Below are 21665 nucleotides of genomic sequence, written 5' to 3' on the forward strand. Positions count from 1 at the left end.
CCTCTATAAACTCTCAAGCCAGGCTTCATCCTGTATTTCAATCGATAATTCCTGCGCTTTGCTTAATTTACTTCCCGCATCGCTACCTGCAACCAACAGGTCAGTTTTCTTGGACACGGAGCCTGTGACTTTAGCCCCTAAGGCTTCTAATTTAGCCTTAGCTTCAGAACGTGTCAGACGTTCCAGTTTACCTGTTAAGACGACTGTTTTACCGGACAATGGTGCGTCTGCTGCAACCTTTTGTCCTAGGTACTCTAAGTTTACCCCAGCATCCTTAAGCTCTTCTAAAAGAAGCCGAGAGCCTTCCTGAGCAAAATAACGCTGGAGACTTTCTGCAACGACCATTCCTAAACTGTCTATCGCTGCAATCGTTTCAACCTCTGCTTCTGCTAAAGCTGGAATGGAATGAAACTCTTGGAGCAAGAGCTGGCTGGCCTTACTTCCTACATGACGAATTCCCAGTCCAAACAATAGTTTTTCAGCAGAATTCCCCTTAGATGCTTGAATAGCATCTACTAACTTCTGGGCAGATTTTTCTTTAAAACCTTCTAATTGTAAAAGATCCTCAACCGTCAGCCGGTAAATACCTGCCACATCCTGTACCAGTTCTTTGGCAAACAGTTTTTCCACCACAGCTGGCCCCAACCCTGTTATATTCATGGCATCCCGGCTGGCAAAGTGAGCGAGCCCTTCCTTTATTTGAGCAGGACAACGGGGGTTGATACAACGCAAGGCCACTTCATCCTCAAAATGAAGGAGCTCACTCTGACAACTTGGACAGTGACTGGGAATCTCTAATTTTTCTTCTGATACGCGCTTATCCATAACAACCCGTAGAACAGCTGGAATAATATCCCCTGCTTTATAGACAATGACGGTATCGTCTTTGCGAATATCTTTCTCAGCAATGTAATCTACATTATGGAGAGTAGCCCGACTGACAGTCGTCCCTGCTAGTTGAACGGGAGTCAAATTAGCAGTTGGTGTCACAACTCCTGTCCGACCAACAGTCCAATCAACTGACAAGAGTTTTGCTTCCTTCTCCTCAGCTGGGAACTTGTAAGCCACTGCCCATTTGGGAGCCTTGACAGTAAAGCCAAGTTCTTCTTGGACAGCCAGGTCATTCACTTTAATCACGACCCCATCGATATCATAAGGAAGCTGGTCACGCATCGCAGCCACTTCTTGAATATAGTCCCAGACTTGCTCGATACTAGTCGCTGTCTTGTGATGCGGATTGACGACAAAACCGAGTCGATCTAACTTGGCTAACACCTTCTCTTGACTCGTTTGGTCAGTTGGACTAGCTTCCTGGTAGAGGAAGGTCGCGAGTTTTCGCTCCGCAACAATCTTCGTATCCAACTGTCTAAGAGTACCGGCTGCCGCATTTCGAGGATTCGCAAACTCTGCTTCCCCATTTTCTTGGCGAGACAAGTTGACAGCATCAAAAGATGCACGGGGCATATAACATTCTCCGCGAACTGTTAATGTAAGAGGTTCTGGCAAGACTAGAGGAATATCACGAACTCGCTTAAGGTTCTCTGTGATATTTTCTCCAATACTCCCATCCCCACGTGTAGCACCCGTTTCAAGAACTCCATCAACATAAGAAAGTGAAATAGACAGGCCATCAATTTTTAATTCACATACATAGGTGACAGCAGGGAATTCCTTGCGAACCCGTTGATCAAAGGCCACTAATTCATCATAAGAAAAGGCGTCCTGCAAGCTATAAAGCGGGTAGGTATGCTGGTATTTTTCAAACCCTTTAAGAATAGTTCCTCCGACCCGATGGGTTGGGCTATTGGGCTGGACCAACTCCGGATGGGCTTCCTCTAAGGCGACTAATTCCCGATAAAGTTGATCGTACTCATAATCCGATACGGACGGAGCATCTTTTGTATAATATTCTTCTGCATAGTGATTCAGGAGTGTCACTAGCTCTTTTATTCTGGTTTCCATATCCCTATTTTACCATAAAAACGCTTTACTGGGGCCTTTCTGACTACTCCATTAGCGAAAAATATCTATTATTTGAATGAATCGGATTCGGCAATGGCAACAAAAAAAGAGCTAGGACAAAAGTCCTAGCCTCTCAATTATCTTTGGATTATCGAGCAAGACGCAGTGGTTGACTGGGCTCTACTACGCCGATTTCATCAGCTTTAACAGCCCTACTCAACTGTGCGGAGGTGGGACGACGAAATCGAATTCTAACGAATTACCGATTTCTGTTCCACTCTCTAGTAGACTATTGAGTCAAATCAATACGTTGGGCAATCTTTTTAATCAAAATAGCTCCGACAATCAGGGAAGCAAATTCACCCAAACCAGTTGTCAACCAATTCAAGAAGAATGGTGTTTTGTTCAAGATATGCAATTCTAAGGCAATCGTAAACATAGAGAGGGCAAAGAAAATTGAGAATAAGAAATGATCCTTGCGAATCCATCCATTAAAGAGATCTGTCTTTTCGTAACGTTTAAAGAGGTATACTCCAAGTGTGACGAAGACCAAAGTAGATCCACCACCAACGACCACGTCGACAATCCCATAACTCAGGAAGTTAGAAATCATACAGCCAATTGTCACCGACCAAATGTATTTCCGATTGTAGAAAGCCATGAAATTGAGCATTTCAGAAACACGGAATTGGATCTCATTGCTTCCGATGGCATTCAATGGGGGAGTAATGGTCAAGGCCACATAGAGAGCTGCAACTAGAGCAATCTGTGCCAAGTCACGAACAGTATAGTTTTTCATCGTTTTCTCCTTTAGCGGTTTTTCCGCGTCTAATATGCTTGGTGAAAGAAGCTAAGCACCAAGGGTTGATCTTTGCCAATGAATCTCATCTGATAGATTTGCATTCGACAAACCAACTTTATAAGTATAGCACAAATAAGGGAATTATGATAGACTAATTGTATGAAAAAACTAGTCAATCGAATCTTTAATAATGAAATTTTAGCCTACCTGATCTTTGGTGTTGCTACAACGATTGTTTCTGTTGCCACCCGGCTGATTGTCTTCCAACTGACAGACCAGGAACAACTAGCTACCTTGATTGGAAACATTGCAGGGATTCTCTTTGCCTTTGCTACCAACGATACTATTGTCTTTAAACAAGAAAGAAAAGGCTGGTTTAAGCGATTAATTGTCTTCTCTTTCGCTCGGATGGGCACCCTCGTTCTGGATCTCCTGATGACTACCATCTTTGTGACCCAGTATCCGCAAATCATTGGTCAGTTTGTCAATATGAATCGCACGGCTATCAATACTATCGAAACATTTGCTGCCCAAGTTATGATTGTCATTTTAAACTATGTCTTCAGTAAACTTTTTGTCTTCCGAAATAAGAAGTAACTTCCGTGAAAAAACCAAAATGAGGCTGGGACAAAAGTCCTAGCCTCTCAATTGTCTTTAGATTGTCGAGCAAGACGCAGTGGTTGAGTGGGCTCTACTACGCTGATTTCATCAGCTTTTACAGCCATACTCAACTGTGCGGAGGTGGGACGACGAAATCGAATTCTAACGAATGACCGATTTCTGTCTCACTCTCATTTTTTTATACTTCTAAACTAGATGTTTGGGCGCTTAAATAAGAAATCTTTCCTTCTACACCAAAATAGTCCTTGACTAAGCCTTTTAATTCGTCCATCGCCTCTTTGGCACGGTTCGCTTGCTCTTCAGTCACTGCTTCCATAACAAGAATAGCCTGACGAGTTTCTTCTGTCAGCATCGTCCTTTTAGCTTCCCGCCAATTTAAACACCGGCAAACAGCTCCTTCTTGGTCATAATAGATGATCTCTTCCGGCAAAGCTGGAGCATCTTCCTCAGCTCCTAATGGGAAGAATGTCTCTCCCCCCTTTGCTTTTCCTAAAGATAAGCCTCCTGCTAACTTTTCCATATCTTCACCACCACATGGGATAGCATAGGCAAGAGATACACTATTATACAAATCCACTAAAGGATTAATGGGATAAAACTCCCGTCCTTGCGAAACACGTTTCAATAAGGCTTCAATGGAAGAACGGGCACCTTTTTTGGTCTTAAATTTGCTAAAAGCCTGACGCCATTCCTGAACGACTGGGCTAGCAGTGAATTGTTCATCATCAATGAAGACCTTTGATCGAGCCACTCCCTTGTCGAGTAGATCCTTAAAATAGGGATCCTTGCCCTCGTCGACATGATTGTCGATTCCTTCTACAGTCATTACCACTACTTGTGCTTGGGGAAACAAATCCCAAAACTCTTGATCTATTGTAACTTTCATTTCTTTTCCTCACTATAATTTCTTTTTTGGCCTTTTTTCACTAGCTCCCAATCCGCTGCGACGTTTTCACTCATTTTTGCCAGCCATTTTTCTAATTGAAGAATTTCTGCTTGTGAAAAACCTTTTAAGGCAGTCTTCTCAGAATAAGCATGCTCAGCAAGTATGAAAGGATAAAGCGCTTGTCCCTGTTCCGTTAGGATCCATTTTTTTATCTTTTGATTTGAATGATCGTTTAATTCTCGGATAAATCCTTTATCCGCTAATTTTTTGACAGAGCGAGCTACTGTTGAACGGTCCACTTTTAATAAATCGGATAACTCCTCTTGAATAATCCCTGGGTGCTCCCCAATCCGTACCAAATACAGGTATTGGCCTCTTGCTAGCTCCAAATCTCGGAACTCAATATTAGCAATCGAATCTAAGGCGCGGGCTATGATGCCAATCTCTCTTAAAACCTTCATTTGCTCCTCCTTTCCTTTAAATGGAGTTTATCGTATTTTTGTTGCATTTGCAATAAACAATTCAAAAATAACAAAAAGCCGGATGAAAACCGGCTTTTTCCTATTTTATTTCTTTAAGATTATTCTTGATTTTTTCTCAAATTTTTAAGATGAAAACGACGCTTGAGTGAAGCTTCCTTTTGGTGAAAAGCTACTTGACCTGACTTATACTTGGCCACCACATCCCCGTCTTTTGTCTCGAATCGTGCTTCAATTGCATACTGAATACTAGCATTTAAGATACATCCAACAATCAACACCTTGGCTACCAAGATAAACCAGAACATAATAACTGCTAAAAGGACAGACCCGAAGAAACGAGCATCTAAGAAACTCGTGATATAGCGATCGACATATTTCCAGAAAATATTCAAGGTCAAATAAAGGACTGCTGTCACAAAGATGGCTCCTGGAAAAACATAGCGAAACTTAGGAATTTTGATATTGGGTAGGGTGTAGTAGAGCAAGAGCAAGGTCAAAAAGAGAAGGACGTAAACTGAAGGACCGGAAATATTTAGGAGACGAAGGTAGAGACTTTCGTCAAACTTGAAAATCTGATAGACGGTACGAATAATCATACGGCCAAACATAGTCAAAACGAGAGATAGACCGAACAGACCTTGTAGAGCAAAACTAATCAAGATACTGAAAATTCTCGCCCAGATAATCCCCCTCTCCTTCTCCACTCCATAACTTTTATTGAAGGCTCTTTGCAGGTAAGCGATACACTGTGAAGAGACCCATAAAGCAGAAATGATGGAGAAACTCAGCAAACCAGTAGACGGCTTGGTAAGCACTGATGAAATCACTTGCAAAACAATGCGGTACATGGAAGGAGGTAAGACTTCACGCAAGGTCAGCAAAATCTGAGTCGGACGAATCTGAAAGTAAGGGAGGATATTGGCTGCAATCAACAATAAAGGGAGAATCGAAATCAATAAATAATAGGCTACTGCTATACTAGTGATATCCGATTCAGAGGCCATATAAAAGCGTAGGAATCCCTTAATAAACGGTCGTTCGCCTAGCCATTTTAGAAACTTTTTCATATCTTCCCCTCCCTAACAAACTCATAAAAAGAGAAAAGAGCGAAACCGTTTTATCTATTCAGCTCCATTCTTTCCTCTCTACTTTTTTTAATAGGTTCCTTCTTCGCCTTGACTGGTCAAAATAACAGGACCATCTTTCGTAATCACAAACTGATGTTCGTACTGACAAGAAAGACCACCGTCAAGAGTTTTGTGGGCCCAACCTGTCTTCATATCGGTATCGATTTCCCAAGTTCCAGTATTAATCATTGGTTCAATGGTCAAAACCATCCCCTCACGTAAGCGCAACCCGCGTCCTGCACGTCCATAGTGGGGAACCATTGGTTCCTCATGCATTGTCGGACCGACTCCATGACCGACCAAGTCACGGACCACTCCGTATCCTTTGCTTTCAGCATATTCTTGAATAGCTGCTCCGATATCACCTAGGCGGTTTCCGACAACTGCTTGCTCAATCCCCTTGTAGAGACATTCCTTGGTGACATCCATGAGATCTTTTACTTCTTGGGATACATTCCCAACTGCATAAGCCCAACAAGAATCCGCCAAACCACCAGAATAGTTTTCAGTATACTTTTTCACCTGAGCTACATTATCAAAGTCTAGTTTTGAAACATCAACAACAGACTTATCTAATGGCTCTGATAAGACCATATCCACCTTTAAGAGGTCACCTTCTTTTAACAGATAGTGGCGAGGAAAGGCATGAGCTACTTCATCATTGATCCCACAACAAGTTGCATAGGGATAGTCCATCAGACTTCCTTCCACACCGATCTGGAGGGGCAAGACATTGGCTTCTTTACAGCGACGTCGAACATACTCTTCTACTTCCCAAAGATCAAGACCTGGTTTGATCAAATCCCGAAGGCCAATATGAATACTGGCAAGAAAGTCTCCTGCACGGTCCATGGCTTCGATTTCACGCTGTGATTTCAATGTAATCATCTATTCCTACATCCATTCTAATTAATTTTCAAAGTAACGGTAGCTTTCGTGACCAACTGCAGATTCAAATACAAATCAAAATCTATAATAGCCGATCGTCTTGTTTGGCGAACAATACGCGTTTCAATCCGCAAGGTATCGTCCACTTGAACAGCTTGAAGATAATAGACCAACAGCTGTTCGATAATTAAATTTTTTCCAGAATTCATCATGAGCTGGCGAGTGACCGTTGTTAAAACTTCAGTGAGAACGCCATTCGAGAGAACGCCACTTTTTTCTAACATACTTGGTTCAACCGTCAGTTCAAAATGATTGGCTTGCAGAACCACTTTTTGACTGATTTGTTCACTAAAGGTTGGTAATCCAGACAATTGTTCCTTACTCATCCGGTCCATGACTGCACGACGGGTAATGACACCTAACAAGGTCTGATTGCTCCGAATAACAGGGATCATCTCAAAGTCTTCTGCAATCATGCGTTGACTGACATTGGCGATACTAGAAGAAAGGTTTGTCGTAAAGACGGTACGTGACATGACCTTGTCCAGAGTTGTCTGGGGTGCCTTATCGCCGGCATCCCGCATAGTCACCACTCCAACAACCATTTGGTGTTGATTAACGACAGGAAAGCGACTAAAACGGCTCTTTCTTACCAAATCTAGATAGTCACGTACGGTATCTGTTTCCCGTAAAAAACCATATTCATGCATAGGTGAATAGACTTGTTCAACCGTTAAAATGTCTGTTTTGATTTGCATGTTGGCGAGAGCGCGATTGATCATGGTCGCCACAGTATAAGTATCATGCTTGGTACGTAAGATAGGAGTTTGACCACTGTTACCTAGTTCTAAAATAGAAGGATCGACATCGAAACCACCAGTTACAAGAACAGCATTGTCGTGCTTGAGGGCCAGACGTTGGATATTGGTCCGGTCTCCAACAATGAGGAGCCCACCTTCAGAGACATAATCTAAAATATGCTCTTCTGTCATGGCACCGATATAAAACTTATTGAACTCTCGTTCCAGTCCTTCTTTACCTGCCAAGACTTCCGAACCGGTTATTTCTACAATCTCTCGAAAAGTCAGATGTTCCAGGACAGCCTTTTTGGACTTAACACGAACAGTCCCACTACGAGGTCTCGTTTCAACAATTCCACGATTTTCGGCTTCTTTAATGGCCCGATAGGCGGTCCCATCACTTACCTGTAAATAGTTCGAGATACTTCTCACACTGACACGCTTGCCAATTGGTAGTTTCTCCAAATAATCTAAGATCGCTTGGTGTTTACTCATTGAGATCTCCTCTATCTATGCAGAACTCGTAATAATCCCGCATCTTTCGCGTATAGCGGTCGCTTCCCTTGAATTGTCGTTTTAACGTATAACCGGCATGTAAAGCAACCTGTTGGCTGGCTAAATTTTCAACATGGGTAATAATTCGGACTTGTTTGAGATGAAATTCCTGGAAGGACAAGAAGGTAATTTCTTTTACAACCTCTGTCATGAGGCCTTTGCCCCAATAATCCTTGTGTAAGAAATAACCAAGTTCTGCTTCTTTCTTAATTTCATCCAATTTTTCAAATTTAATCGATCCAATCACATGACCGGTTTCCTTATCACAAATCGCCCATATTCCCAGAGGATTCTTTAAAAAATAATTAGCCAAGACATACTGGCATTCCTCTAGAGAAGTTTGTGCCGGGAAAATAAAAGGCAAATTATCTGGATTGGAGGATATCTTGTAAAAGTCAGCTGCATCACTATATAGAAAGGGCCTCAAGAAGAGGCGCTCTGTTTCAAAACATGAATATGCTGCTAGTTGCGTCCAAATGTTCATAAAAATCGTTCGTTATGCTTCATCAATTAACTTGATGTCAGCGCCCAATTGTTGCAATTTTTCAATGATGTGCGAATAGCCACGAAGGATAAACTCAATATTGGTAATCTCTGTTCTCCCCTGTGCCATCAAGCCTGCAATCACCAAGGCAGCTCCTGCACGAAGGTCTGTCGCTTTAACTGGAGCACCCGTTAATTGATTTGGTCCTTGGTAGACAATGCGATCACCAACTGTTTCAATCCTAGCCCCCATCCGCATCAGTTCAGCCACATGGTTGACCCGCTTTTGATAAATAGTATCTATAATGCTTCCCTTTCCATTAGCTGTCAAGAGCAAAGGGGTCAAGGGTTGCTGTAAATCAGTTGCAAATCCAGGGTAAGGAGAGGTTTTAATGTGAACAGCTTTTAGATTTTCTTGCTTTTCAACAAAAACACTATCCTCAGAAATGGTCATGCGAACTCCCATTTCTTCTAGCTTGGCAATAAAGCTTTCCAGGTGTTCATAGAGAACATTCGTAATTTGAATTCCTTCTCCCACAGCTGCAGCAAGAGCGATATAAGTCCCTGCTTCGATGCGATCTGGAATTACTTGGTGGCGCGTCCCGCGGAGATAGTCTACTCCTTCAATCGTAATGATATCTGTACCAGCTCCCCGGATGTGAGCACCCATATTATTAAGAAGGGTTACGACATCAATGATCTCAGGTTCGCGAGCGGCATTCTCAATAACAGTACGACCTTCCGCTTTGACAGCAGCTAGGATGGTATTAATCGTTGCGCCAACACTAACCGTATCCATATAGATGACTGCCCCACGAAGACGCTTCCCATTAGTAGAAAGGTTCATACTAGAACCATCCATGGTCATTTTAGCCCCCATCGCTTCAAAGGCTTTCAAATGTAGATCAATTGGACGCGGACCTAAGTCACATCCCCCTGGTAGACCTACAGTTGCCTGGCCATAACGTCCCAAAAGACTTCCATAGAAATAGTAAGAAGCACGAAGACTATTGATCTTTCCAAATGGCATTGGCATATCTTGCACACCACGTGGATCAATGACAAGGGTCTCCCCATCTCGCTCCACTTTTGCTCCCATCAGAGTCATAATGTCAATCAAGCTAGCCACATCTGAAATATCTGGAACACCATCAAGTGTCACAATTTCGTCTGCTAAAATAGTAGCTGGAATAAGGGCCACCACGCTATTTTTTGCACCACTAATGGTCACCTCACCTTTTAATGGGCGACCACCATTAATTATAATTTTTTTCATGTTAATTTATATAAGCTCTTTCAATCATTCAGTAAAAAATTACCGCATCTATTATATCATAAAAACGCTTCATTTTCCACTCATTCTTATCTTTTGATCAGTCGATGCAATCCTTGAAAACTTAAGCTATATCTTTTACTATTTTTTTATATTTTCGGTTCCTTACCTAGTTTATCTATGCTATATACTCATTCGCTGTATGTGTATTTTATCAAAAAAGGCAGTTCTTTTCAGACCACCTTTTTTGAGCTTATTTTACTTCATTTCCTAGTTCATATTTACTGTCTTTTAGAGCTCGGCTCAAGGACCATTTCCAAGGTTTCCCTTCAATGGTTACTTGATTCTTCTCTAAATCTACTCTTACTTCTTCTACACCTTTTACTGCGGATAATTTTTCAGTGACAGCATTGGCACAACCTTGGCATTTCATTCCAGTAATTTCATATGTTTTTGACATATTTTTGTCCTTTCTTTCGCATAAGGAGATCATTTTTTCTCCTAGATTTTACAATTTTTTTCGCTTTAATCTTAGAGCATTGACGACGACGGATACTGAGCTAAAACTCATGGCTAGACCTGCTAGCATAGGATTTAAGAGGGGACCACCAAAGAGATAGAGAAGGCCCATCGCCACCGGAATAGCTAATACATTGTAGATAAAGGCCCAGAACAAGTTTTCCTTAATCGTTTGAATCGTGTAGCGACTAATTTCCAAGGCTCGGACTACATCCATCAATTGGGGTTTCATAACTACGATATCTGCACTTTCCATGGCAATATCTGTTCCAGACCCCATGGCAATCCCGATATCTGCAGTTGCAAGGGCTGGTGCATCGTTGATCCCATCCCCCACCATGATCACAGACTTGCCTTCTGCTTGCAATTCTTGGATCACTCGTGATTTTTCTTGAGGAAGGACTTGACTGATGACCTGCCGGATTCCAGCCTTCTTGGCAATCGCTTGAGCAGTTCGTTCATTATCCCCAGTTAGCATGATCACCTTCTTGCCCATTTTTTCAAGACTAGCAACCATTTCTAAACTATCTTCCTTGATGCGGTCTGCTACCCCAAATAGAGCCATTAATTGCCCATCTTCAGCTAAGAAAATCGGGGTTTGTCCATCCTGGGTTAAGACTTCCAAGTCAGCCTTGGCAAGACGAACATCGATTCCTTCCTCTTCCATTAGAGTTTGATTCCCAGCTAGATAAACCTTCCCTGCATATCTAGCAGTGAGGCCCCTTCCTGTTAGACTGGAGAAGTTTTCCATCTCTAATAAGTCCACAGGCGCTTCTTTTGCAGCATCCAGAATAGCCTGTCCCAGCGGGTGCTCGGACTTAGCTTCCAGAGATGCCAGGATTTGTAAGGCATCCTTCGTTTGACTATAGAGATAGGATGAGGACAACTGAGGTTTTCCTTGAGTGATGGTCCCTGTTTTATCGAAGACCACTACTTGTGCTTGATGAGCTAACTCAAGGACGTCCCCTCTCTTGTAGAGGATCCCATGCTCTGCTCCTAATCCAGTACCTACCATGATAGCGGTTGGAGTCGCCAAACCTAGAGCACATGGACAGGCAATTACCAAGACACTGATCGTTACCGTCATAGCAAAGGTAAAGGTTTCGCCCATGATGAAATACCAAAACAGTCCAGATAAGAGGGCAATCACCATGACTACAGGAACAAAGACTCCGGCCACTCGATCGGCAATCTTGGCAATCGGTGCTTTGGTTTGTTGGGCATCTTCCACCAGCTGAATGATTTGTGCTAGTAAAGTATCGCGACCAACTTTCTCAGCCTGATAGACCAAGCTTCCTTGACCATTGATGGAGCCAGCGTAAACTGGGCTCCCTTCAGTTTTTTGGATTGGGATCGATTCACCCGTCAGCATGCTTTCATCAATGGCTGATTGTCCGGAAACCACTTGACCATCCACGGCTATTTTTTCACCTGGTTTGACCAGAATGTGATCTCCAATGACCAAGTCTTCTACAGGCAATTTCACTTCTTTTCCATCCCGTAAGACCGTCGCCTCCTTGGCAGCCAGATGCATGAGTTTTTTAATGGCTTGAGAAGTACGTCCTTTGGACAGAGTTTCAAAATATTTACCTAGCGTAATCAAGGTCAAAATCACGGCTACAGACTCAAAGTAAAGCTGGTGAACATGATGATGATGACCAAGCAAGATATGATAAGTTCCATAGAGACTATAAAGAAAGGCTGCGCTGGTAGCCAAAGCTACCAAGGCATCCATATTGGGATGACCTTTTAGAAGAGTCCGGAAACCATTTCGATAAAAAACTCGTCCGAAGACCATCACGGGGATGGTCAAGGCCAAAAGAACAAGGGTGTAAGCTACGGGTGCTCGAGCAGGTGAGACAAAAGCAGGTACAGGCAGGCCAATCATGGGACCCATTGCTAGATAAAAGAGTGGCAGGGTGAAGATGGAAGACCAAAGGAGCCGGTTTCGGATTAATTGTAGCTTGTCTCCTTCCCGTTCCTCTTGACTCTTAGCTGTATCTGGATTGTAAAGTACTGCCTCATAGCCAGCATCCGCTACCGCTTTTGAAATCATCTCTGAACTCAGTGGTTCTCCAGCGTATTCCACTGTCATCTTTTCAGTGGTCAGGTTTACTGTCGCTTTTTCAACACCTTCCAGATGGTTGACAGCTTTCTCCACATTGATCACACAGGATGCACAAGTCATCCCATTGACGACAAAAGTTTCTTCTTTCATTGATTTTCCTCCACATGACTGGCACAATGACATTGCCCTGGTTGGCAATCACATTGAACCCGCTCCACGCTTTCTTTGGACGCGAGGATCTCTTGCAAGTCCTTGATATGCTCCTCTGTCATAGGTGTTTGCTGGATCAGTTGCCCCAATAATTGACTATGCTTGGTCAAGCAGATCTTACTTAAAACTTCATAGACAGCTGTTAAATTGGCCTCTTCTTCATTGAGGACAGCCTGATACAGATAGGTTCGACCTTCTCTTCGGCTCGTCAGATAGCCTTTATCAGCTAAGCGCCCCAAGAGGGTTTTTACCGTTGATGCGGACCAGTCCTGCTTGGTGGAAAGAATCTTAGTTATTTCTGTAGAAGTCGTTTCTCCCTTGGTCCAAAGGACTCTCATGACTTCCCATTCAGCACTTGAAATCTTAGCCATTCATTTTCCTTTCTATCTCCTATCATGGATGGATGGTTTACATTTGTAGTTTTATTATACACTTCCTATTTTTCTTGTCAATACTTTTGTTTACATTTGTAGATTTATTTTACAAAAAAGAGGCTGGGACAAAAGTCCCAGCTTTTCAATTTTCTTTGCATTGTAGAGCAAGACGCAGTGGTTGAGTGGGCTCTACTACGCTGATTTCATCAGCTTTTAAAGCCCTACTCAACTACGCGGAGGTGGGACGACGAAATCGAATTCTAACAAATGACCGATTTCTGTCCCACTCTCTCTTTCTATCTACTTACTTAACTGCTTCTTTCAAGGCTTCTACCTTATCCAAGCGTTCCCATGGAAGATCAATATCCGTCCGTCCCATATGGCCATATGCTGCTGTTTGACGGTAAATCGGACGTTTGAGGTCCAGCATTTGGATAATTCCTGCAGGACGAAGGTCAAAAATTTGACGCGCTGCTTGTTCCAACTTGCTTTCAGCTACCGTACTAGTACCAAAGGTATCGATACGCACAGATACAGGATGAGCCACCCCAATCGCATAAGCCAATTGCACTTCTGCTTTCTTAGCAAGACCTGCAGCTACAATATTCTTGGCAATGTAGCGAGCTGCATAAGAAGCAGAGCGGTCTACCTTAGTCGCATCCTTACCAGAGAAAGCACCACCACCGTGACGTGAATAACCACCATAGGTATCCACGATGATCTTACGCCCCGTCAAACCTGAGTCTCCTTGAGGCCCCCCGATAACGAAACGACCTGTTGGATTGATAAAGAACTTCGTTTCATCATCCAGATAAGAAGCAGGAATCACTTCCTTGATCACCTTGTTAATCACATCTTCATGGATTTGTTCATTGGTGACTTCTGGATCGTGTTGGGTTGAAATAACGACTGTATCCACGCGCACTGGCTGGTCATTCTCATCATATTCAACCGTAACTTGAGATTTAGCATCTGGACGAAGATAGCTAATCTCACCAGACTTACGAAGTTCAGCCAAACGACGGACCAACTTATGGCTCAAGGAAATTGGCAACGGCATGAGTTCTTCAGTTTCATCCACCGCAAAACCAAACATGAGACCTTGGTCTCCAGCTCCGATCAAGTCAAGTGGATCTTGATCGGCATTTCCACGAACTTCCAAGGCTTCATTAACCCCTTGGGCGATATCAGGAGATTGTTCTACCAATGATGGGTGTACTCCTACAGTTTCCGCTGAGAATCCATATTCTGTATTGGTATAGCCAATTTCTGCGATTGTATCACGTACCACACGGTTAATGTCTACATAAGCAGTTGTCGAAATTTCACCGAAAACATGTACTGAACCAGTATAAACAGCTGTTTCAGCAGCAACGTGGGCTTCTGGATCTTGCTCTAAAATAGCATCCAAGATAGCATCTGAAATTTGGTCTGCAATCTTATCTGGATGCCCCTCAGATACCGATTCAGACGTGAATAATTTACGTTCTGACATAAAAATGTCCCCCCTTAAAAAATATTCGTTATAGAGTTACAAAGAACTGGTAGGAAGAGTATTCAGAAACAATCCTACCACCTTATCGGGACCATATAACTTAACTATTATAACACGATTTTGCACCAGTATCCTTTTTTTATCAAAAGAAAAAGATATAGTTTGAAACTATATCTTTTTTAGTGTAACAATAATTTAGCTCTAATCCTTACAGTAGCAAGGTCCCTATTAATACTAGGACAGTTGAAATCATAGATGGAATTTGAATAGCTAACCAAGCTGGATCACCAGCAAAAAGTATGGAGGCAAAATAGAGAGCTACTGAAACAAATAGCATCGTCTTATTAGCCGTTTTTGTTCCAATACCAAGTAAGACTGTCGCAGCAATATAACAAGTAAGGTAATAGCCCAAAAAGAACAAAAAGACAATCGCCCATCCTCCTGCTATCAAAGCACTACCTATAAAAAGCATCAGTAAGCCCATGTTTACGAAAAATACAAGAGTTAGAAGGCCCCTATTAGGAACAGAATTTTCTGGGGCTTGATCCGCCATTGGTGGCTGAACAGGATTTTCTGGGGCTTGATCTCCCATTTGTGGCTGAGCAGGATTTTCTAGGCCTTGATCCTCCATTGGTGGCTGAACAGAATTTTCTAAACCTTGTTCCGTCATTGGTGGCTGAACAGGATTTTCTAGGCTTTGTTCCGTCATTGGTGGCTGAACAGTACCTTCAGTCACATTATTATGCTCTTGGTTTGATTGATATTGTGAATCTTGATCTGTCATAATTTTCTCCTAACATTTTTCTATAATATTTTACTTTTTTTTAAAAAAACTGGAATAAACGATTTTCTAAATGATATTCACTGAATTCTTCCATGCATCTATTGATACTTCAAAAATATACAACTTGGCAGAAATTCTTAACTCGATAAGATCATTGAGCAAGCAATACTTATTTAAAAGAGTTCCCCCTTCTTAATATCTCAATACTTCTTTATCTTCTTTCGCTAGGAGTGTTCCTATTAAAACAAGAATACCTAAAACTATCGGTGCAATTCGGTAAACTCCCCAGTCTGGATCATATGCCAAAATAATCGAGAGCATATAAAGTAGGAAACTCGTATAGAGTAGCGCCTTATTTCCTTTCTCCATCCCTATTCTAAGAAAGATGGCCCCAATAGCGATACTTAATAAGTTTGGTCCTAGAAAAATCAAAATGAAAAGTCCCCAAGCATTACCCGAAAGTGCAAAGTAAGAGATAAACAATACAAGATAGATAATGGATAAGTAAAAGGCGACTGAAAGAAGAATGGAAGTAAATTTGATTTTTGTTGGATAATTCTGGATAGGTGCCGAATAAAAACCATCTCCACTTATCCTAATCGTATCTTTCGTTTCTTCAAAATTATTCTGCTGATTTTCCATAGCATTCTCCTACCTTTTCTTATTACTTTATTTATGTTTTCTCTTAAATCAATTATACACAATTCCATCTTTTTTTCATTAACCGTAAGACAAGAGGAATCCGATCTAGCATATGCAGGATAGTGACGCTCAAAGAAGCCAACGGAACGATTGGATACCAGGTGTTTTCTTTAATAATTGAAGAACATAATCGTACACGATCCCTTTTCCCTACCTGCTATCCAAACAGTCGAAATATAAAGAAAGGTTATAAAATAAATGAGCCCTGATACCATTTATTTCACTCCACTTTCAAAGTAAAGTATAAATTGATTTATTACCTCTCATTATACCACAATTTGTAATCGCTTTCTCTATGTTTTCTCGCTATATAAAAAAGATAGGATTTTTCGCCCTATCTTCTATAATTACTCTCCATTTTCAAACATTACAGTTCCGAAAAAAACCACTACAGCTATTATAAGAGGCATAAGGAAAAATAATCCCCCAGCTGGGTCATACGTTGGAATCATCGAAACAAAATAAAAAACTGCGGATGTATAGAGAGTTGTTCTATTCCCCATCGTTTTTCCGATCCAAAGCAGGAGGGTCGCAATGATAATACAGAGAAAATGGAGCTGTTGCATAATTGTCCATTCTATAAGTACGATTGCGCCGAGTAGAGACCATCCTAGGTATATAGTTGCCAAAACAAGTGCAATAGATAGTACTAGAGTACTTCCGACTCTTTTTTCTGGCTTCATCTCATTGTTAGTAAGGAGACTATCTCCTAAAACAGATGCCTCTTTATCTTTATTATTTTGGGGATTCTGCTCTTCCCCCACCATGGGGGGCAGAACAGCCCCCTCAGGCACACTTTGGTGCTCTTGGTTTGATTCAGAATTTTGTTGATCTGTCATAACTTTCTCCTAAAGTACTTCCTTATTCTTTCAAAGAATAGCACTCAAAAATCGACAGGAAGAATTGATTTAATTATAGCTTGGATCGGCCCGAATACTTTTTATTGAGTAGAGTTGTCCATCCCTATCTTTTCATTAATAGCTATTTTCGTCTTCAACTAAGAGGTTTCCAATTAAAACCAGAATAACTAGCAGTAACTGTGCAATTCGAAAAAATTCCAAGTCTAGATCAATACCCAAGATGATAGACAGCAGATAAAGTACGAAACTTGTATAGAGCAAGTTTTTGTTTCTTCTCTTCATCCCTAGTCGAAGTAAAATGGCACCAATAGCAACACCTAAGAAGTTTGGTGATAGAAAAATCAACATGAAAAGTACCGCGATATTAAAGTAATAGATAAACAATACAAGATAGATAATGGATAAGTAAAAGGCCGCTGAAAGAAGAATGGATGTAAATCCGATTTTTGTTGGATGATTCTGAATAGATGCAGAAGTAAAACCATCTTCACTTATACTGCTATGTTCTTTATTTTCTTCAAAATGTTTCTCTTGGTCTGTCATAGCTTTCCCTACCCTTCTTTTTTATATTTTCTTTTAACACCATTATACATGATTTCATCATTCTTTTCATGATACTTACTGTTAAGATGACTTGAAATGTCAGCCATAAAAGAAGCAAAAGCAATGACAGCACGATGACAGGGAGATTCTCTCCATTTTCAGGCTGTCCGGATAAGAGTATGACTACTTGATAAAGAGCACCAAAACCCTAAACAAGCAAGATAATTTGGTAGCAAATTTGACATGTCATCACAATCTCTTTTCTCTAGACGAATCAGTGAAGCGTGATCTCAAAAACAAAGTTTCTTTTTTAAATAAAATCTGCCTCTGCAATAGCTTCTTTGACCTCTTCCAATGGGAGGTGGACCAGTTCTACTTCTTTTTCACGATAGAGATACTGAGCATATTCGTCAATGCGGTATTGATGGATATAAACAACCCGCTTGCAGCCAACTTGAAGCAGTTGCTTGGTACAGTTGAGGCAAGGGAAATGGGTCACATAAGCTGTGAAACCTTTGGGAATCCCCCGTTCCGCTCCTTGTAAAATGGCATTGACTTCTGCATGGAGGGTCCGCACACAATGTCCTTCCACCATGAGACAGTCATGGTCCAGGCAATGTTCCGTACCAGAGACAGAGCCATTGTAGCCCGTCGCAACCACCTTATGATCCTTGACTAATACAGCTCCTACCTTGGCCCGCTTACAGGTTGCGCGATTTGATATTAACAAAGCCTGCGCTGCAAAATACTCATCCCAGGCTAACCGTTTATGTCCCACAGTCTTGTCCTCCTTCATGAACCTTCTAATTTTTTTCATTATAGCACGAAATCAGCTGAAATAAAAGAAGTCATTGTCACAACCGATTCCTTCATCTAAAAAAAGAGACCCAAATGGATCTCTTTATCAATTATTTACCAAGTTTTGCTTTTGCTGCGTCTGCAAGAGCTGTGAAAGCTGCTGCATCGTTAACAGCCAAGTCAGCAAGCATTTTACGGTTAACTTCGATCTCAGCCAATTTCAAACCATGCATCAATTGTGAGTATGAAAGTCCGTTCATACGAGCTGCCGCATTGATACGTGTGATCCACAATTTGCGGAAGTCACGTTTCTTTTGACGACGGTCACGGTATGCATAGTAGTAAGAGTTCATTACTTGTTCTTTTGCAGTACGGAACAAGATGTGTTTAGCTCCATAGTAACCTTTAGCTAATTTAAGAATACGTTTACGACGTTTGCGTGATACAACGCCACCTTTAACACGTGCCATTTATATTTCCTCCAATATTTCCTAGAATTCTTTACTTACAAATACGCGATTATTTCAAGCGAGTAAGCATTGCTTTGATACGTTTGAAATCTCCTGAATGCACCATAGATGCTTTACGAAGATGACGACGTTGTTTCTTAGTTTTTCCGTGGAAACGGTGAGAAGTGTAAGCACGGAAACGTTTAAGTCCACCAGAACCTGTACGTTTGAAACGTTTAGCTGATGCGCGGTGTGTTTTTTGTTTTGGCATGATATTTTCTCCTTTTTTTAACTTTCTGACAGATTATTTCTTGTCAGTTGCTGGTGCCAACTGCATGAACATTTGACGACCATCCATTTTAGCACGTTGTTCGATGATAGCAATATCTTGAGTTGCTTCAGCGAAATCGGCTAAAACTTTTGCCCCAATCTCTTTATGGGTGATCATACGACCCTTAAATCGAATGGAAACCTTCACTTTGTTCCCTTTTTCAAGGAACTTGCGAGCATTGCGAAGTTTTGTATCGAAATCACCCTTGTCAATAACTGGGCTCAAACGAACTTCTTTCACGGTCACAACGCTTTGTTTTTTACGTTGTTCTTTTTGTTTCTTCTGGTACTCAAATTTGAACTTACCGTAGTCCATAATTTTCGCAACAGGAGGTTTAGCTTGAGGTTGAATGAGAACCAAGTCCACATTAGCGTCGTCCGCAAGTGCTTGCGCTTCACCAAGTGGTTTGATACCCAATTGTTCGCCCTCAAGACCGATTAAGCGAACTTCACGTACACGAATTTCATCATTGATGAATAAGTCTTGCTTTGCTATGGTTTTCACCTCTTTTTTTATTTTAGAGAAAAACAAGAGCGGACTTGCTAACGCAAACCCGCACTACATGATTATAGTTCATTTCTGAAACTTGATCCGTAGGGGCCAGACAACGTTAGTCGCAAGGCGAGAAGTTCTCACTTCTGCTTTTCTCATCTTTTATATGATATCAAGTTTATGATGGATTGTCAAGGATTTTTTTTGCTTTTTCTTCAATAAATGCAACCACTTGATCAATCTCGACACCAGTTGTGTCAAAATGAATGGCATCTGCTGCTGGTTTCAATGGAGAAACCTCTCGGTGACTATCTTTATAGTCCCGCTCAGCAATTTCTTTTTTCAATACTTCTAAATCTGTTTCAATGCCCTTGCTCAAATTTTCCTTATAGCGACGTTCCGCACGTTCTTCTACAGAAGCCACTAGGAAAATCTTCAACTCGGCACTTGGCAAGACAACCGTTCCAATATCGCGACCATCCATGACAATCCCACCTTGGGCTGCAATCTGTTGTTGCTGGGCCACCAGGCGCTCACGGACAGGAGCCAGGGCAGATACCCAAGAGACATTATTGGTCACTTCATTGTCACGAATTGGATGGGTCACATCGACATCAGCTACGAAGACTAATTGCTGACCGTCCTCAGAGCGACCAAAACTGACTGGATATTGGTTCAGTAGATCAACCAACTGGTCAACATCTGCTTCAGTCAAATCATGACGAAGAGCCAGATAGGTGGCTGCTCGGTACATAGCGCCCGTATCGAGATAAGTGTAGCCTAAATTTTTAGCAATAATCTTAGCGACAGTTGATTTTCCACTAGATGCAGGACCATCAATTGCGATTTGAATTTGTTTCATAGTCTATCCTTTATCGAATTTTGACCACATCACCTGGATTCGCATACCAAGAACCAGTTGACATGTGAGATGGATTTAGTTGCTCTAACTTGGCAATCGAAATTCCCGCACGCGCCGCAATCGATGCTTCTCCTTCACCAGCTAGAACTGTAATCGTCCCATCTTCAGATTCTTCAGCACTTGCTTTCTCTGTTTTTTCTGCAGCTGGAGCACTGCTCGCTACAACAACTGTTGTTTCACCATTATAGAAACCACTCATTTGTTTCTTCTTATCGCTTCCACCTGTAGAAAGGTAAATTAAGAAGCAGACCATCGCTACAATAATAATAAAGAAAATAATCGCCAAGATGGTCAACAAGCGATCAGCTTTAATTCCATTTAATTTGCTTGTTCGTTTCAATGTTTCTTCTCCAGCATCATAAACTTCTTCTTCCCATGGCTCTTTCGGCATAACTTCCTCCTTGTGTTTTCCTGTTAAAATCATTACAATATAGATATGAAAATAACCTTAATACCTGAACGTTGTATCGCATGTGGCCTTTGCCAAACTTACTCGGACATTTTTGACTATCACGATAATGGCATCGTTAAGTTCGCTTCGGAAGATGAACTGTTGGAAAAAGAATTTCCTACCGATGCAACCATCCAAGAAGCTGTTAAAAATTGTCCGACCCGAGCTCTTATCAAAGATTAAGAGCTTTTTTCATTATTAGCGTAGTAGAGTTGATAATAGTCCACATGGATGAAGTTATCAGTCAACTCAATCTCACCCTTGAAATGATCGTTCAAGGCCAAAGCATTAATAAAGTATTTTTTGGGCCACTTACGCATACAGAAGGTCCGACTTCTTGATCCATCATTGAAAATCAGTTTGATAGAATTCTTTGTGACTTCCACTTTTTCAATCGATGAAATCGGAACTTTTATAGGAGTTAATGGGTTCGCGGTGATAATCCGTAAAATCCCATCATCATAAATCGTAAAATAACGATGCACTCCTACAGCCAGCAAGGCCATAAAGAGAAAGAATGAAAAGAGTACCACTGTCGGAATATTAGAACTCTCATACATCAGAGCTAGTCCAATAAAGACAGGTATAACCGATAAGGACCAATAGGTAATCAGCATGGATAAATCAGGCTGCCAATGGTATCGGATTTTCCCAAAAATCTTAATCATATGCGGAACCCCCTCCTACTAGTTTAGCATAAAATCAACAAAAATAGAACAGGAAAGCCTGTTCTATTTTTAATAATTTTAGTGATCAAATAACTGAATGAAATATTGATGAAAGATGAT

Annotated in this window: 26 protein-coding genes, 1 riboswitch and 1 other annotated feature; of the genes, 2 read left to right on the forward strand and 24 right to left on the reverse strand. The window is 41.4% G+C overall.

The genetic code is table 11. From position 1 onward, the window contains the following. Positions 1 to 3: 3 nt before the first annotated feature. Both ligA and DW738_RS03970 read right to left on the reverse strand, forming a co-directional pair. Entirely contained in the window at positions 4 to 1962 is a 1959-nt protein-coding gene (gene ligA / locus DW738_RS03960) for an NAD-dependent DNA ligase LigA (protein WP_117744373.1), read from the reverse strand. A 289-nt stretch (positions 1963 to 2251) separates the two neighbouring features. After that, on the reverse strand, positions 2252 to 2761 hold the full coding sequence (locus tag DW738_RS03970; RefSeq protein ID WP_006596069.1) for a QueT transporter family protein: 510 nt from the start codon (positions 2759 to 2761) through the stop codon (positions 2252 to 2254). After that, positions 2759 to 2895, reverse strand: a riboswitch (PreQ1 riboswitch). It overlaps the preceding gene by 3 nt. A gap of 28 nt (positions 2896 to 2923) precedes the next feature. On the opposite strand from DW738_RS03970, the gene DW738_RS03975 reads away from it, so the two are divergent. Next, positions 2924 to 3361, forward strand: coding sequence for a GtrA family protein (locus tag DW738_RS03975; protein WP_123160386.1), 438 nt, complete (start codon positions 2924 to 2926; stop codon positions 3359 to 3361). A gap of 202 nt (positions 3362 to 3563) precedes the next feature. Here the strand turns inward: DW738_RS03975 and DW738_RS03985 are convergent, their stop codons facing one another. The 21 genes from DW738_RS03985 to DW738_RS04085 form a co-directional block, all read right to left on the reverse strand. After that, positions 3564 to 4271 (reverse strand): phenylalanine--tRNA ligase beta subunit-related protein, encoded by a 708-nt coding sequence (locus DW738_RS03985; protein ID WP_123159103.1) that lies wholly within the window; start codon positions 4269 to 4271, stop codon positions 3564 to 3566. Further along, positions 4268 to 4732, reverse strand: coding sequence for a MarR family transcriptional regulator (locus DW738_RS03990; protein ID WP_123159102.1), 465 nt, complete (start codon positions 4730 to 4732; stop codon positions 4268 to 4270). Before DW738_RS03990 ends, DW738_RS03985 begins: the two co-directional genes overlap by 4 nt. A 119-nt stretch (positions 4733 to 4851) precedes the next feature. Further along, positions 4852 to 5820, reverse strand: coding sequence for a YihY/virulence factor BrkB family protein (locus DW738_RS03995; protein ID WP_123159101.1), 969 nt, complete (start codon positions 5818 to 5820; stop codon positions 4852 to 4854). A gap of 87 nt (positions 5821 to 5907) precedes the next feature. Next, complete coding sequence (locus tag DW738_RS04000; protein ID WP_117744377.1) at positions 5908 to 6768, reverse strand: methionyl aminopeptidase; 861 nt, start codon at positions 6766 to 6768, stop codon at positions 5908 to 5910. Between the two features lie 17 nt (positions 6769 to 6785). Beyond that, entirely contained in the window at positions 6786 to 8063 is a 1278-nt protein-coding gene (gene spxR / locus DW738_RS04005) for a CBS-HotDog domain-containing transcription factor SpxR (RefSeq protein WP_123160387.1), read from the reverse strand. Then, the gene (locus DW738_RS04010; RefSeq protein ID WP_120701847.1) at positions 8056 to 8607 is read right to left on the reverse strand and encodes a GNAT family N-acetyltransferase; all 552 of its coding nucleotides are present in this window, start codon (positions 8605 to 8607) and stop codon (positions 8056 to 8058) included. Before DW738_RS04010 ends, spxR begins: the two co-directional genes overlap by 8 nt. Positions 8608 to 8619: 12 nt before the next feature. Next, positions 8620 to 9882 (reverse strand): UDP-N-acetylglucosamine 1-carboxyvinyltransferase, encoded by a 1263-nt coding sequence (locus DW738_RS04015; protein WP_123159099.1) that lies wholly within the window; start codon positions 9880 to 9882, stop codon positions 8620 to 8622. A 250-nt stretch (positions 9883 to 10132) separates the two neighbouring features. Continuing rightward, positions 10133 to 10339 carry a copper chaperone CopZ gene (gene copZ, locus DW738_RS04020; RefSeq protein ID WP_042507516.1) on the reverse strand — a complete coding sequence of 69 codons (207 nt, stop codon included), beginning with the start codon at positions 10337 to 10339 and terminating at the stop codon, positions 10133 to 10135. 48 nt (positions 10340 to 10387) lie between these two features. Further along, entirely contained in the window at positions 10388 to 12616 is a 2229-nt protein-coding gene (locus tag DW738_RS04025) for a heavy metal translocating P-type ATPase (protein ID WP_123160388.1), read from the reverse strand. Next, positions 12613 to 13047, reverse strand: coding sequence for a CopY/TcrY family copper transport repressor (locus DW738_RS04030; protein WP_123160389.1), 435 nt, complete (start codon positions 13045 to 13047; stop codon positions 12613 to 12615). The genes DW738_RS04025 and DW738_RS04030 overlap by 4 nt, the downstream gene beginning before the upstream one ends. A gap of 307 nt (positions 13048 to 13354) precedes the next feature. Then, on the reverse strand, positions 13355 to 14545 hold the full coding sequence (metK, locus tag DW738_RS04035) for a methionine adenosyltransferase (RefSeq protein WP_023023631.1): 1191 nt from the start codon (positions 14543 to 14545) through the stop codon (positions 13355 to 13357). A 208-nt stretch (positions 14546 to 14753) separates the two neighbouring features. Beyond that, positions 14754 to 15329, reverse strand: coding sequence for a hypothetical protein (locus DW738_RS04040; protein WP_123160390.1), 576 nt, complete (start codon positions 15327 to 15329; stop codon positions 14754 to 14756). A gap of 192 nt (positions 15330 to 15521) precedes the next feature. Further along, positions 15522 to 15971, reverse strand: coding sequence for a hypothetical protein (locus DW738_RS04045; RefSeq protein WP_123160391.1), 450 nt, complete (start codon positions 15969 to 15971; stop codon positions 15522 to 15524). Between the two features lie 407 nt (positions 15972 to 16378). Further along, positions 16379 to 16870 (reverse strand): hypothetical protein, encoded by a 492-nt coding sequence (locus tag DW738_RS04050; protein ID WP_023026978.1) that lies wholly within the window; start codon positions 16868 to 16870, stop codon positions 16379 to 16381. Positions 16871 to 17005: 135 nt separating this feature from the next. After that, complete coding sequence (locus tag DW738_RS04055; protein ID WP_023026979.1) at positions 17006 to 17434, reverse strand: hypothetical protein; 429 nt, start codon at positions 17432 to 17434, stop codon at positions 17006 to 17008. Between the two features lie 310 nt (positions 17435 to 17744). Then, on the reverse strand, positions 17745 to 18212 hold the full coding sequence (locus DW738_RS04060) for a cytidine/deoxycytidylate deaminase family protein (protein WP_123160392.1): 468 nt from the start codon (positions 18210 to 18212) through the stop codon (positions 17745 to 17747). Between the two features lie 130 nt (positions 18213 to 18342). Then, positions 18343 to 18702, reverse strand: coding sequence for a 50S ribosomal protein L20 (rplT, locus tag DW738_RS04065; RefSeq protein WP_000124834.1), 360 nt, complete (start codon positions 18700 to 18702; stop codon positions 18343 to 18345). Positions 18703 to 18751: 49 nt separating this feature from the next. Then, a complete protein-coding gene (gene rpmI / locus DW738_RS04070) occupies positions 18752 to 18952 on the reverse strand; it encodes a 50S ribosomal protein L35 (protein ID WP_001125942.1) in 201 nt (66 codons plus the stop codon). A gap of 33 nt (positions 18953 to 18985) precedes the next feature. After that, entirely contained in the window at positions 18986 to 19516 is a 531-nt protein-coding gene (infC, locus tag DW738_RS04075) for a translation initiation factor IF-3 (protein ID WP_006597373.1), read from the reverse strand. A 15-nt stretch (positions 19517 to 19531) separates the two neighbouring features. Further along, positions 19532 to 19662, reverse strand: a sequence feature (ribosomal protein L20 leader region). Between the two features lie 20 nt (positions 19663 to 19682). Further along, the gene (cmk, locus tag DW738_RS04080) at positions 19683 to 20366 is read right to left on the reverse strand and encodes a (d)CMP kinase (protein ID WP_123160393.1); all 684 of its coding nucleotides are present in this window, start codon (positions 20364 to 20366) and stop codon (positions 19683 to 19685) included. A 10-nt stretch (positions 20367 to 20376) separates the two neighbouring features. Then, positions 20377 to 20817, reverse strand: coding sequence for an SAG1386/EF1546 family surface-associated protein (locus DW738_RS04085; protein WP_123160394.1), 441 nt, complete (start codon positions 20815 to 20817; stop codon positions 20377 to 20379). 45 nt (positions 20818 to 20862) lie between these two features. Between DW738_RS04085 and DW738_RS04090 the strand changes: the two genes are divergently transcribed. Beyond that, positions 20863 to 21060 (forward strand): ferredoxin, encoded by a 198-nt coding sequence (locus DW738_RS04090; RefSeq protein WP_023023647.1) that lies wholly within the window; start codon positions 20863 to 20865, stop codon positions 21058 to 21060. On the opposite strand, the gene DW738_RS04095 is transcribed toward DW738_RS04090, so the two are convergent. Continuing rightward, the gene (locus tag DW738_RS04095) at positions 21057 to 21545 is read right to left on the reverse strand and encodes an EbsA family protein (RefSeq protein WP_123160395.1); all 489 of its coding nucleotides are present in this window, start codon (positions 21543 to 21545) and stop codon (positions 21057 to 21059) included. The genes DW738_RS04090 and DW738_RS04095 overlap by 4 nt on opposite strands. Between the last annotated feature and the right edge of the window lie 120 nt (positions 21546 to 21665).

Origin of the sequence: Streptococcus sp. AM28-20 (assembly GCF_003603595.1) — a bacterium.
Classification (GTDB): Bacteria; Bacillota; Bacilli; order Lactobacillales; family Streptococcaceae; genus Streptococcus; species Streptococcus ilei.

Excerpts from the sequence above, each read along its gene's own strand:
- ligA (WP_117744373.1), bottom strand. The coding sequence starts at position 1,962 with ATGGAAACCAGAATAAAAGAGCTAGTGACACTCCTGAATCACTATGCA.
- DW738_RS03970 (WP_006596069.1), bottom strand. The coding sequence starts at position 2,761 with ATGAAAAACTATACTGTTCGTGACTTGGCACAGATTGCTCTAGTTGCA.
- DW738_RS03975 (WP_123160386.1), top strand. The coding sequence starts at position 2,924 with ATGAAAAAACTAGTCAATCGAATCTTTAATAATGAAATTTTAGCCTAC.
- DW738_RS03985 (WP_123159103.1), bottom strand. The coding sequence starts at position 4,271 with ATGAAAGTTACAATAGATCAAGAGTTTTGGGATTTGTTTCCCCAAGCA.
- DW738_RS03990 (WP_123159102.1), bottom strand. The coding sequence starts at position 4,732 with ATGAAGGTTTTAAGAGAGATTGGCATCATAGCCCGCGCCTTAGATTCG.
- DW738_RS03995 (WP_123159101.1), bottom strand. The coding sequence starts at position 5,820 with ATGAAAAAGTTTCTAAAATGGCTAGGCGAACGACCGTTTATTAAGGGA.
- DW738_RS04000 (WP_117744377.1), bottom strand. The coding sequence starts at position 6,768 with ATGATTACATTGAAATCACAGCGTGAAATCGAAGCCATGGACCGTGCA.
- spxR (WP_123160387.1), bottom strand. The coding sequence starts at position 8,063 with ATGAGTAAACACCAAGCGATCTTAGATTATTTGGAGAAACTACCAATT.
- DW738_RS04010 (WP_120701847.1), bottom strand. The coding sequence starts at position 8,607 with ATGAACATTTGGACGCAACTAGCAGCATATTCATGTTTTGAAACAGAG.
- DW738_RS04015 (WP_123159099.1), bottom strand. The coding sequence starts at position 9,882 with ATGAAAAAAATTATAATTAATGGTGGTCGCCCATTAAAAGGTGAGGTG.
- copZ (WP_042507516.1), bottom strand. The coding sequence starts at position 10,339 with ATGTCAAAAACATATGAAATTACTGGAATGAAATGCCAAGGTTGTGCC.
- DW738_RS04025 (WP_123160388.1), bottom strand. The coding sequence starts at position 12,616 with ATGAAAGAAGAAACTTTTGTCGTCAATGGGATGACTTGTGCATCCTGT.
- DW738_RS04030 (WP_123160389.1), bottom strand. The coding sequence starts at position 13,047 with ATGGCTAAGATTTCAAGTGCTGAATGGGAAGTCATGAGAGTCCTTTGG.
- metK (WP_023023631.1), bottom strand. The coding sequence starts at position 14,545 with ATGTCAGAACGTAAATTATTCACGTCTGAATCGGTATCTGAGGGGCAT.
- DW738_RS04040 (WP_123160390.1), bottom strand. The coding sequence starts at position 15,329 with ATGACAGATCAAGATTCACAATATCAATCAAACCAAGAGCATAATAAT.
- DW738_RS04045 (WP_123160391.1), bottom strand. The coding sequence starts at position 15,971 with ATGGAAAATCAGCAGAATAATTTTGAAGAAACGAAAGATACGATTAGG.
- DW738_RS04050 (WP_023026978.1), bottom strand. The coding sequence starts at position 16,870 with ATGACAGATCAACAAAATTCTGAATCAAACCAAGAGCACCAAAGTGTG.
- DW738_RS04055 (WP_023026979.1), bottom strand. The coding sequence starts at position 17,434 with ATGACAGACCAAGAGAAACATTTTGAAGAAAATAAAGAACATAGCAGT.
- rplT (WP_000124834.1), bottom strand. The coding sequence starts at position 18,702 with ATGGCACGTGTTAAAGGTGGCGTTGTATCACGCAAACGTCGTAAACGT.
- rpmI (WP_001125942.1), bottom strand. The coding sequence starts at position 18,952 with ATGCCAAAACAAAAAACACACCGCGCATCAGCTAAACGTTTCAAACGT.
- cmk (WP_123160393.1), bottom strand. The coding sequence starts at position 20,366 with ATGAAACAAATTCAAATCGCAATTGATGGTCCTGCATCTAGTGGAAAA.
- DW738_RS04085 (WP_123160394.1), bottom strand. The coding sequence starts at position 20,817 with ATGCCGAAAGAGCCATGGGAAGAAGAAGTTTATGATGCTGGAGAAGAA.
- DW738_RS04090 (WP_023023647.1), top strand. The coding sequence starts at position 20,863 with ATGAAAATAACCTTAATACCTGAACGTTGTATCGCATGTGGCCTTTGC.
- DW738_RS04095 (WP_123160395.1), bottom strand. The coding sequence starts at position 21,545 with ATGATTAAGATTTTTGGGAAAATCCGATACCATTGGCAGCCTGATTTA.